8 protein-coding genes are annotated in these 12115 nt (G+C 63.1%); 4 read left to right on the plus strand and 4 right to left on the minus strand.

Annotation, left to right across the window (positions count from 1 at the left end):
- Positions 1–31 precede the first annotated feature (31 nt).
- The 4 genes from CETAM_RS13630 to CETAM_RS13645 all read left to right on the plus strand — a co-directional run bounded on the left by CETAM_RS13630 (position 32) and on the right by CETAM_RS13645 (position 4510).
- Positions 32–373, plus strand: a complete 342-nt coding sequence (locus CETAM_RS13630) for a heavy-metal-associated domain-containing protein (protein WP_156229582.1) — start codon at positions 32–34, stop codon at positions 371–373.
- A 50-nt stretch (positions 374–423) separates the two neighbouring features.
- On the plus strand, positions 424–2655 hold the full coding sequence (locus tag CETAM_RS13635; protein WP_156229583.1) for a copper-translocating P-type ATPase: 2232 nt from the start codon (positions 424–426) through the stop codon (positions 2653–2655).
- Positions 2656–2707: 52 nt separating this feature from the next.
- Positions 2708–3370 carry a DUF305 domain-containing protein gene (locus CETAM_RS13640; protein WP_156229584.1) on the plus strand — a complete coding sequence of 221 codons (663 nt, stop codon included), beginning with the start codon at positions 2708–2710 and terminating at the stop codon, positions 3368–3370.
- Between the two features lie 87 nt (positions 3371–3457).
- A complete protein-coding gene (locus CETAM_RS13645; RefSeq protein ID WP_126121919.1) occupies positions 3458–4510 on the plus strand; it encodes a type II glyceraldehyde-3-phosphate dehydrogenase in 1053 nt (350 codons plus the stop codon).
- A 112-nt stretch (positions 4511–4622) separates the two neighbouring features.
- Here the strand turns inward: CETAM_RS13645 and CETAM_RS13650 are convergent, their stop codons facing one another.
- The 4 genes from CETAM_RS13650 to CETAM_RS13665 all read right to left on the minus strand — a co-directional run bounded on the left by CETAM_RS13650 (position 4623) and on the right by CETAM_RS13665 (position 12036).
- The gene (locus CETAM_RS13650) at positions 4623–5507 is read right to left on the minus strand and encodes a fructose bisphosphate aldolase (protein ID WP_156229585.1); all 885 of its coding nucleotides are present in this window, start codon (positions 5505–5507) and stop codon (positions 4623–4625) included.
- A 267-nt stretch (positions 5508–5774) separates the two neighbouring features.
- Positions 5775–8933: a beta-phosphoglucomutase family hydrolase gene (locus tag CETAM_RS13655; protein WP_231587684.1), complete on the minus strand. Its 3159-nt coding sequence runs from the start codon at positions 8931–8933 to the stop codon at positions 5775–5777.
- Between the two features lie 76 nt (positions 8934–9009).
- On the minus strand, positions 9010–11424 hold the full coding sequence (locus CETAM_RS13660) for a phosphoketolase family protein (protein WP_197085876.1): 2415 nt from the start codon (positions 11422–11424) through the stop codon (positions 9010–9012).
- Positions 11425–11625: 201 nt separating this feature from the next.
- A complete protein-coding gene (locus CETAM_RS13665) occupies positions 11626–12036 on the minus strand; it encodes a four-helix bundle copper-binding protein (protein ID WP_126121916.1) in 411 nt (136 codons plus the stop codon).
- Between the last annotated feature and the right edge of the window lie 79 nt (positions 12037–12115).

The raw sequence follows: 12115 nt of genomic DNA on the forward strand, positions 1-12115 counted from the left end.
GCCCGATTCACCGATCCGAAGGAGCGATCCGATGACCACCCCGACTCCCCCCTTGCTGCCGATGGCCTCCGACGGCTGTGGGTGCTGCGCACCCTCTGCCCCCTCTACGCCTTCCGTGAAAACCTCCTCCGCCCCTGCCGCCACGAAAACCAACGCAGGCCCCGATGTTCCCACCGTCTACCAGGTCACCGGCATGACCTGCGGTCACTGCATCAGCAGCGTCACCAAGGCTGTCCGTGCGCTGCCCCAGGTCGACGACGTTCAGATTGACCTTGCCGCCGGTGGTGTCTCCACCGTCACCGTCACTGGTGCCGCCTCCCCGCAGGTGGTCAAGGACGCCATTGCAGCAGCCGGCTACAGCGTCATTCCCTGATTGGTCCATCCACCAGCTCAACCCTGACCGGGTTGAACGGAAGGAATGTCATGAACACTCCCCACCATCACGGTGATCACCACGGTGATCACCCCGCCCCGGAAGCGGGGCACACCAACCTCACCGAACAGGCCGGTCACGAGCACCATGCGGATACCGACACCCACGGCCAGGCGATGCCGCACGAGCACCCGCACTCGGCCCTGGATGAGGAGCACCAGGTCCACAGTCACGGCGAACACGCCGGTCACAGCACCGCGATGTTCAGAAAATACTTCTGGTGGTCGCTGATCCTGTCGGTGCCGGTGGTGTTTTTCAGCCCGATGTTCGCCGATCTACTGGGATACAGTATTCCGGAGATTCCGGGAGCCTACTGGATTCCTCCGGTCCTGGGCACGATCATCTTCGTCTACGGCGGCAGCCCCTTCCTCAAGGGTGCAATGACCGAGCTGAAATCCCGCCAGCCGGGCATGATGCTGCTGATCGCCATGGCCATTACCGTCGCATTCCTCGCCTCCTGGGTCACCACCCTGGAGATTGGCGGATTCCACCTGGATTTCTGGTGGGAGCTGGCCCTGCTGGTGACCATCATGCTGCTGGGCCACTGGCTGGAGATGCGCGCCCTCGGAGCGGCCTCCTCAGCACTCGACGCCCTGGCCGCACTCCTGCCGGATGAGGCCGAAAAAGTGGAAGACGGGACCACCCGCACCGTCGCCATCTCAGAGCTCACCGTCGACGATGTCGTGCTCGTGCGGGCCGGTGCCCGGGTGCCGGCCGACGGAACCATCATTGATGGTGCGGCCGAATTCGATGAGGCGATGATCACCGGCGAATCCCGACCCGTCTTCCGCGACACCGGTGACAAGGTGGTCGCGGGTACCGTCGCCACCGACAACACCGTCCGCGTGCGCGTCGAGGCCACCGGCGGGGACACCGCCCTGGCCGGGATCCAGCGCATGGTCGCCGACGCCCAGGAATCCTCCTCCCGGGCACAAGCCCTGGCCGACCGCGCCGCAGCCTTCCTGTTCTGGTTCGCCCTCATCGTTGCCCTGATCACCGCAGTGGTGTGGACCGTGCTGGGTAGCCCAGACGATGCCGTCGTGCGCGCGGTGACGGTGCTGATCATCGCCTGCCCGCATGCCCTGGGCCTGGCCATCCCCCTGGTCATCGCGATCTCCACCGAGCGGGCCGCGAAATCCGGCGTCCTCATCAAGGACCGGTTGGCCCTGGAGCGCATGCGCACCATCGATGTGGTGCTCTTCGACAAGACCGGCACCCTGACCGAAGGCGCGCACGCGGTCACCGGTGTCGTAGCAGCTGACGCCGTCACCGAGGGCGAGCTGCTGGCGCTGGCGGCTGCTGCGGAGGCCGACAGTGAGCACCCCGTGGCCCGTGCCATCGTCGCAGCCGCCGCCGCACACCCCGAGGCCTCCCGCCAGCACATGCGCGGCGAGAACTTCACTGCGGCCTCCGGCCGGGGGGTGCGTGCCCGGGTGAACGGCTCCGACATTGTCGTCGGTGGGCCGAACATGCTGCGCGAGTTCGGCCTCACCCCACCGGGTGAGATCACCGACACCACCAGCTCCTGGACCGGGCGTGGGGCCGGTGTCCTCCATGTCGTCCGTGACGGAGAGATCATCGGTGCCGTGGCGGTCGAGGACAAGGTCCGCCCCGAATCCCGTGCCGCAGTGCGCGCCCTGCAGCGCCATGGCATCAAGGTCGCGATGATTACTGGCGACGCCCAACAGGTCGCCCAGGCAGTGGGCAGGGACCTGGGGATTGACGAGGTCTTTGCCGAGGTCCTGCCCCAGGACAAGGACACCAAGGTCACGCAGCTGCAGGACCGTGGCCTGAGCGTGGCCATGGTCGGTGACGGCGTCAACGACGCCCCCGCTCTGGCGCGTGCCGAGGTCGGCATCGCCATTGGTGCCGGCACCGATGTGGCCATGGAATCCGCCGGGGTGGTCCTGGCCAGCGACGATCCGCGGGCGGTGTTGTCGATGATTGAGCTCTCGCGGGCCAGCTACCGCAAAATGGTCCAGAACCTCGTCTGGGCGACCGGTTACAACATCGTGGCCGTGCCGCTGGCCGCCGGTGTGCTCGCCCCCATCGGTATTCTGCTTCCCCCGGCGGCCGCTGCCATCTTGATGTCCCTGTCCACGATCATCGTCGCCCTCAACGCCCAGCTGCTGCGTCGGATTGATCTGGATCCGGCCCACCTGGCCCCCACTGACCGGAAGGATGAGCACACTGCCCTGAGCCCTGCGGCCACCGTCCACTGACATGTACTCCATCATCGACTCCCCCCATGCACATCTTCTGAAAGGGAACCTCATGAAGCGCACCATCACCCTCGCCACCCTCGCCGTGGCCTCCACCCTGGTTTTGTCCGCCTGTGCAGACGGTACCGAGGGAGAAAACACCGACGCCACGACCATCGCCACGACATCAGCCCCCGACACCGCCGAGACGACCGGAGCCACCACAGGTACTGAAACAGAGACGGGGGCGGCTGGAGAGGTCTCCGCCGAGCACAATGACGCCGACATCATGTTCGCGCAGATGATGATCCCGCATCACCAGCAGGCCGTGGAGATGAGCGAGATGCTCCTGGCCAAGGATGATATCCCGACCGAGGTCGCTGAATTCGCCGAGGGCGTCATTGACGCTCAGGGCCCCGAGATTGACCGGATGAACACCATGCTCGAGGCCTGGGGAGAAGAGCCGGTCACCGGTGACATGGGTGGGATGGACCATGGCGGGATGAGCGGGATGATGAGCGAGCAGGACATGGCAGCCCTCGACGACGCCCAGGGCACTGAGGCGGCCCAGCTCTACCTGGAGCAGATGACCGCCCACCACGAGGGCGCTGTCGAGATGGCCCGCGATGAGGTCACTGACGGCCAAAACCCGCAGGCCATCGCCCTGGCTGAACAGGTCATTGAAGACCAGGAGGCCGAGATCACCCAGATGGAGCAGATGCTCAACGCGCTCTGAACAAAGGCAGTGCCTGACCACACCAGATGAGAAGCACGACGATACGACCATCAGGTCACACCAGGATTTCTGGGAAGGACGAAGAATATGCCAACTAAGATCAAGGTTGCAGTAAACGGGTACGGTGTCATCGGTAAACGGGTAGCCGACGCGGTGAGAGCCCAGGAGGACATGGAACTCCTCGGGGTCAGCGACGTCACCACCGATTACCGGGTCGCCACCGCCATCACACTGGGCATCCCGGTTTATGCTTCCACCGAAGAAGCCCACCAGGAGATGAGCGAGGCCGGATATCCTGTCGCCGGAAACCTATCGGACCTGCTCGACAACGCTGACGTCGTGGTGGACTGCACCCCGGCCACAATCGGGGCCGGCAACCTCGACCTCTACCGCACGCATGGAGTCAAGTCCGTGTTCCAGGGCGGGGAGAAGCACAGTCTCACCGGTCACTCTTTTGTTGCCAACGCCAACTACAGTTCCACGCTCGGACGCGACACCACCCGCGTGGTGTCCTGCAACACCACCGGAACTGTCCGCACTCTGACCGCACTCAAAAACGCTGGGTTGCTGACCAAAGCACGCGGAGTGCTCGTCCGACGGGCCACCGATCCGTGGGAATCCGATCACTCGGGGATCATGAACACCATCGTTCCCGAAGGCAGGATCCCCAGCCATCAGGGCCCGGACGCCCAGTCGGTGGTCCCCGACCTGGATGTGGTGACCATGGCGGCCAAGGGAGCACACACCCACAACCACCTGCATTTCTGGACCATCGAGCTGACCCGTCCGGCAGACGCAGCAGAGGTTCTCGAGGCGTTGAAGGCGATGCCGCGGATCGCTTTCGTGCGACGCTCCGATGGCATCGTGGCGGTCAACAGCACCGTCGAACTGATGCGAGATCTAGGTAGGCCACGAGGTGATATGTATGAGGTCGCCATCTGGGAGGACATCCTGACCGTGCAGGGCAATGAGTTGTACTGGACGTACACGGTCGATAACCAGGCCATCGTGGTCCCCGAGAACATCGACGCGATCCGTGCCCTGGCTGGCACCGTGGAAGACGGTGATGAATCCATCCAGCGCACCGATCGTGCCCTGGGGGTACGCGCGGACTTTGTCTCCCCTGCGCCCACCAGCTGATTCACGCAGCAGACACCCACGGCGGTGCCCGACCCGGATATGAGCTATCCGGGTCGGGCACCGCCGTTTGCCCAGGTGATCAGACGCACCGCGCCTTCTTTCGAAGACGCACTCAGGTGCGAGATGCTTCCGCGATGGTACCGATTGTTTCCGCCAGGACAGCGTCGAATTCGACGTCATTCTGGGTGACGGTGAGCCCTTCGGTCAGGGCGCGGGAGAAACTGGCGATCATCCCGCGGTTGCGTGCTAGGCGGGCATTCGCTTCCGCGCGTGAGTAGCCCCCCGATAGTGCCAGCACCCGGATCACCCGCGGATGTTCCACGAACTCGCGGTAGAAGTCATCCGTGTCCGGAAGCGTCAGTTTGAGGATAACCAGCTGGTCCTCCTTGAGCTGGTCCAGCTCTGTGCGCAGGCCCCCCCGGAGCTGGTCTTCTACCTCGGTCTTGCGGGGACTGTGGATGTCGACCTCAGGCTCAACAATGGGCACCAGCCCGAACCCGAGGATCTGCTGAGCGATCGCAAACTGCTGCGCCACGACAGCGTCCACCCCCTGCCCGGGAAGCTTGATGAACGAGCGCATTTTGGTACCGAACATCTTCTTGCTGACCGCACGGGCAAGCAGGTCATCTAAGTCAGGGAGAGGCTTCATGACCTGAGCCCCATCGGTTTCTTCCGCCAGGCCCTTGTCAATCTTGAGGAACGGCACCATGCCTTTGACATTCCACAGGTACTCCCCGGTGGGTATTCCCCCGATGTCGCGGTCCATGGTGTCCTCGAACATAATCACCCCCAGGATCTCGTCACAGTCGAAGCTGGGGCTGGTGATGATGCGCCGACGCATCTTATGCACCAGCTCAAACATCTCCTCCTCACTGGAGTAGGCGTCCTCATTGATCCCATAAAGTTTCAGCGCTTTCGGGGTACTGCCCCCACTTTGATCCAACGCCGCGATGAAACCGGTCCCGGCCCTGATCACGTTGTATTTTCCTGAATCCATGCCATGTCCTTCTACCTAGCCAGTTGTGACCATATTTTCGAGCCTGCTCTACCTCAGTCCCAGGACACTGTGCTCGTTGTCGTACCCCGGTGTGGTTCCTGTCCCTGTCGTTGACCGAGAGAAAAGACACTCCTCCGGTAACTACCACGGGCCTGCGTCATGAGGACTCTTTCCCGGGTGGTGCGCGGCCAGCGTGCATCTTCGACAGCTGCCCTCTCCGCCGGAGGGAGCAGGTCGTGCCCAGGGCCTCTTTCTGCGGGGTGGACATCAAGGGTTTTCTCCCCTGGTTATGCCTGGGGCAGATATGTTCTGCGGGTCGCGTCGTATCCCCAACAGGTCTGTTGACTGCCCACCGGCGAGTTCCACATACGCTCCCGCGCTCCCGACGGAGATGGGTGGGGCAGTACTGGGGTGTAGGTGGATGACCAAACTATCGATGCTCAGGGCAACATCGATCAGGTGCCCGCGGTACTGGATCTGGAACTCCACTTTTTCCAGGTGGGCAGGCAGTCGGGGAGTAAAAGTGAGGGCGTTGGCTTCGGTCTGCAGACCGGCAAAAGAGCGGGTAAGGATATCCACCGTGCCCGCCATCGCACCCAGGTGAATTCCTTCGCCCGTGGTTCCCCCCTGGGTGTCATCCAGGTCAGCGACAAGGGCTTCGCGAAACAGTGCCCAGGCCTGGTCTTCGTTGAAGCGGGAGAGCACCGAAGAATGGACCACCCGGCTGAGGGTGGATCCTTCTGAGGTGCGGGACACGTAGTACTCCACGGTGCGTTTCAGATCAGTGTCGGAGAAAGAATAACCGAGCCTGCCGAGTTGAGTGATGACACCGGCTGCCCCCAACAGATAGACGAGCATCAATACATCGGCTTGTTTGGCCAGTTTATATCGATTGGTGGTGTCCTTTTCGGCTTCCAGGATGAGGTCGAGCCGACCGATGTTGCCGTACTTTGCCCGGTATCGCGACCAGTCCAGTTCCAGCAGGTCCTCGTACCCGTCGAATTGACTGATGATCCCGTCGGAGTGGAACACGACGTTCAGGGCGCTGCTCAGCTGGGACCAGTGGTGGATTTCGTCGGGGGTGATCTCCAATCGGTCGATGAGGTCATGTTCGTGGTGGCCGGCCAGTTCCCGGAGGGCATCGATCGCCCGTTCACAGACCCAGGAGAGAAGAATGTTGGTGTAGGCATTATCGCTCAGGCCCTCTCCGGGATGATCGGGGTAGCCATCGTGGTATTCGTCCGGCCCCATCACCCCGGTGAGGTGATATCTTCCGGTGGCATCGTCATAGGTGGTCAGGGAGGCGAACATCCTGGTTATCTCGATGATCAGTTCCGCTCCGCGGGTGGCCAGCCAGTCCCGGTCACCGGTGGCCTGAAAATACTGCCAGGCGTTGTAGGCGATGGCCAGACCGACGTGGCGCTGCCGGCTGGAGTTGTCCGGCATCCACCGGGCGGATCGTGGATTGTAGAGCCACTGGGGTGTCTCCTCCCGCCCGTCGCTGCCGCTCTGCCACGGAAACAGTGCCCCGTTGAGATCCTGCGCCCGGGCGGCGGCCCGCGCAGCGTCCAGCCGCTGCCACCGGTACTCCAGAAGTGCTTGACTTACCTGCGGCAGCCGCAGCCCGATAACCGGCAGGACGAACAGTTCATCCCAAAAGATATGCCCGCGGTACCCCTCCCCGTGCAGGCCCCGGGCCGGCACCCCGGCATCCAGCTCCGCGGTGTGCTCGGATATTGCCTGCAGCAGGTGAAACACGTGCAGGTTGAGTATCAACCGGGACTGGCGGTCCCCGTCGAAGGTCACCCCGAAGCGATCCCACAGGCGACGCCAGGCTGCTTCATGGTCGTGGAGCAGGGTGTCGAAGTCGCCGACATGGCGGGAGAGCTCGGTGAGCGCTGCCTCTCCCGGCGAGGAGATCGCCACATCCCGTGAGGTTACTACCGCCGCAGTTTTCATCGTCGTGGCGGTTTCCCCGTCGACCAGCTGAACATCAAAGGTGCGTAGGTGTCTCCTGCCGCCATCGTCGACGTCCCTGGCTGTTGCTTCCCGGCCAGGAAACTGCGTGCGTACCGCGAGGGCGATCCGAATCTGGCTCTGGTTGGTCTTCACCTCACACAGAACGGTGTGGTCGTCTAGGTCGGTGAAGACGGCGTCGCTCAGGTGCCTCTGCCCGCTGCCGATGTAGTCACGGACGTTGGTGTTGGCGACCTGCGCATTAATTCCGGCCCGGATGCTGACCGTACCGTTGAACCCGTGTGCCGTCACCGTGGTTTCCAGCGCCGCCAGGTGGGGGTTGTGCATGGAAACCAGCCGTCGCTGCACCACGATAAGCTGTGCGTCCCCGGGGCCGATGAGAGTGACCCGGCGGGTGAGCGTCCCGCGACGCAGATCGAGTTCAGTGCGATCCTCGGAGACCTGCATCTCTCCGGTGGACCACCAGGGACCGTCGCCGATGCGAACGTCGACCGGCAGCCAGTTGGGGACGTTGACCAGGTGTTCTTCTTCCATTTCGCGGCCGTGGATGATGCCGGCCGTCCGGTTGTAGATACCCGAGAGGTAGGTCCCCGGATAGTGGATCCCGTCATCACCGCGTTCCGGGCGCACACCGCGGGTGGCCATGTAGCCGTTACCCAGGGCGGTCAGGGCCTCCCTATGGCCCTCGTGGGCCGGGTCGAATCCTTCGTAGACCAGCATCCAGGGGTCGGTGCGCGATGCGCCCAGATCCAACTGACCCACATCACCCAGGACGACATCAGCACCCGCCGCCTCCAGTTGCTCCCGGTACCCGGCGTGATCGATGCCCACCACCAGTCCGAAACCGCCGCCACGGCCTGCCTTAACCCCGGACACGGCATCCTCGATGACCACGGCACGCTCCGGGGACACTCCCAGCCGACGGGCCGCCTCGAGGAACATCGCCGGGTCAGGCTTGCTGGGCAAACCCTGCTCCGCGGCCACCTGACCGTCAATGATCACATCAAATGCCGACTCCAGGCCCGCGGCCTCCAACAGAGCCTGCGCATTGCGGCTGGCCGTGACAAGACCCACCGGGACACCCCCGCTGCGCAGACGGTCCAGCAGCGCCACGGCTCCGGGATACACACTGACACCATCACGGGCCAGCGCAGCCAGGAACAGGTCATTTTTGCGCACACCCAGTCCGGCGACCGACCAGGCCTCCGGTCCATCCTCCGGGCTGCCGGTGGGAAGCCGGATACCGCGCGAGGTTAAAAACGCACGGATGCCGTCTTCGCGGATCCGCCCGTCCACATAAAGTCGGTAGTCCCGGTCGGCGTCAAACAGCGACGTGTCCGGTCCCACCCCGGATCTCGGGTCGGCCAGGACGGAGTCGAAGAGCTCCTTCCAGGCCGCCGCATGCACGTGGGCAGTCCGGGTGACGACCCCGTCCATGTCGAACAGCACCGCGTCATAGGGCAAGGCTGTGGGATGATTCGACGGCAGGGGCGGTGGGGTCTTCGGAGGATGTGACGGTGTCATCTCAGGCCGGTTCCTCCCGTGATACCTGATCACGGGAAAGGTCGGGACCGGGGACAGCTGACCATTGCCAGTTGCTGATTCCCGGCATGTCTTCGCCGTGGGTGCGGATGTACTGGTGATGTTCGATCAAGGCGTTCTTGAATTTTTCGCGCGCGCTGGCCGACACGTCCTTGAGCCGGGGCACTCTGTCAATCACAGCCATGGCCAGGTGGAACCGGTCGATCCGGTTGAGCACGCACATATCAAACGGTGTCGTCGTAGTGCCTTCCTCCCTAAAACCGTGGACATGGAAGTTGCCGTGGTTGGTCCGCCGGTAAGTGAGCCGGTGGATCAACCACGGATAGCCGTGGTAGGCGAAGATCACTGGCTTGTCCGTGGTGAACAGCGCGTCGAAATCGATGTCCGACAGCCCGTGCGGGCCTTCGGACTCGTGTTGCAGCCGGAGGAGGTCTACGACGTTGACCACCCGGATCGACAGATCCGGAAAGTGGGTGCGCAAAAGGTCCACGGCGGCGAGGGTCTCCATGGTGGGAACGTCTCCGGCGCAACCCAGCACGACGTCCGGTTCAGTGTCCGGGTGTGTGCTGGCCCAGTCCCAGATGCCGATGCCCTTGGTGCAGTGGACGATGGCATCGTCCATGTCCAGGTATTGCAGCTGTGGCTGTTTACCGGCGACGATGACATTGACATACTGACGGCTGCGCAGGCAGTGGTCGGCCACCGACAGCAGCGTGTTCGCATCCGGTGGTAGGTATACCCGGATGACCTCGGGTTTCTTGTTGAGCACGTGATCGATGAAGCCGGGATCCTGATGGGAGAAACCATTGTGGTCCTGCCGCCAGACGTGGGAGGTCACCAGATAGTTCAGGGAGGCCACCGGCCTGCGCCACGGGATACCGTTGGCCGTATCCAACCACTTGGCGTGCTGGTTGAACATGGAGTCCACAATATGGATGAAGGCCTCATAGCAGGAGAAGAATCCGTGTCGACCGGTGAGCAGGTAACCCTCCAGCCAGCCCTGACAGGTGTGCTCGGACAGGATTTCCATGACCCGTCCGTCACGGGCCAGATGATCATCCCCGGGGACTGCTCCGGCATTCCAGGCCCGGTCCGTGGCCTCCAGAACAGCGGTCAGGCGGTTGGAGTTGTTCTCATCCGGGGCGAAAACCCGAAAATTGTCCATATTCGCAGCCATAATGTCGCGCAACATCTGCCCCAGCACCCGGGTTGCCTCGACCTGACCGGTGCCGGGTTCTTCCACCGGCACCGCGTAATCGCGAAAATCCGGCATCCGTAGATCCCGCAATAACGTGCCGCCATTGGCATGAGGGTTGGCACTCATCCGTCTGTCCCCGACAGGGTGCAGAGTGCCGATCTCTTCGACCGGTTTCCCGGAGTCGTCGAAGAGCTCCTCTGGGCGGTAACTGCGTAACCAGTCCTCGAGGATCTGCCGGTGGCTCTCGTTTTCCCGTGCCTCGCTGAAGGGAACCTGGTGGGAGCGCCAGGACCCTTCCACGTCCTGCCCATCCACTTCCGCCGGGCCGGTCCATCCCTTGGGGGAGCGCAACACGATCATCGGCCAGCGGGGCCTGTGCGTCTCTCCGTTCTCGCGGGCACGACGCTGGATCTGCGCAATTTCCTCCAGACAGGTATCCAAGGCTCGGGCGAAGTCCTGGTGCATCTGTTCCGGGTCGTGGCCCTCCACGTAATAGGGCGTATGCCCGTAACCGCGCAGCAAGTCGTCCAACTCGTTATGGTCAATCCGTGCCAGGACGGTGGGACTGGCGATCTTGTAGCCGTTGAGGTGCAGGATCGGCAACACAGCTCCGTCGCGTGCCGGATTCATGAACTTGTTGGAGTGCCAGCTGGCTGCCAGCGGACCGGTTTCCGCCTCCCCATCGCCCACCACGGCCGCGACAATAAGGTCGGGGTTGTCGAAGGCCGCCCCGTAGGCGTGGGAGAGGGCGTAACCCAGTTCCCCGCCCTCGTGAATGGAGCCAGGAGTTTCCGGGGCCACATGGCTGGGAATCCCTCCGGGGAAGGAGAACTGCTTAAATAACTGTTTCATCCCCGCCAGGTCCTGGCTCACGTCCGGATAAGTCTGGCTATACGTCCCTTCCAGCCATCCCGCTGCCACCGGGCCTGGTCCACCGTGGCCGGGGCCCATGACGTAGATCATGTTGAGATCGCGTTTGATGATGCTGTGGTTTAAATGCGCGTAGATGAAGTTCAACCCCGGGGTGGTGCCCCAGTGCCCCAACAACCGGGGTTTGATGTGTTCGGGCTGCAACGGTTCGCGCAGCAGGGGATTGTCCATCAGGTAGATCTGCCCGACGGACAGATAGTTCGCTGCCCGCCACCAGGCATGAAGCCGGGTGAGTTCGGTGGGTGTCAGGCCCCCACCATCAGAGTGCATTTCAGTAGTGTTATTTACCATCTCATCTGTGCTTTCCCTCGGAATGTCGATGATCTGAACCACTGCGCTCACCTCGTTGCCACAACCGCAGGTGCGGGGCAATAGTGCTGGAGCAACGTCTCATTCGCGACGTTCCCGGAGAGCGAAGGCTCCTGCCTATCGGGAGGTGGGGGCGATAGTGAGCGTGATCGTGGTGCGGGGTTAGCTCAGGGTGGCGAGCAGCTGCGCGCAGGCTTGTTCACACCGACGGCAGGCCTCGGCACAGACCTTGCAGTGCTCGTGCATCTCAGCGTGGCGATCGCATTCCTCCCCACACGCCTGACACGCAGTACGACAGGCCTCCAGGAGGGAGCGGATGAGGTTGACATCCCAACCGCCGGGACGCGAAAGCACCCGGCCGGTGGTCTCACAGATGTCAGCGCAGTCGAGGTTGAGGCGGATGCAGGTGGTCAGCTCCGCGACCATGTTCTCGCTCAGGCAGGCATCCGCGCAGGCGGTGCAGGTCTGGGCGCACTCGAAGCAGGCTGCGATGCATTCGGCCAGTGCATCCTTGTCGATCTGGCTCAGGTCTTTCGGGTGGGTATCCAGCATGGTGCGTACGTGATGAGTCATGTCGTGCTCCCTATCTCGCGTCGATCCGAAAAAAGCCGGTCGAGCCGACCGGCCCACACTCTCGACCCTAGGGGTCTCC

The sequence above is a fragment of the Corynebacterium comes genome (assembly GCF_009734405.1).
GTDB lineage: Bacteria > Actinomycetota > Actinomycetes > Mycobacteriales > Mycobacteriaceae > Corynebacterium > Corynebacterium comes.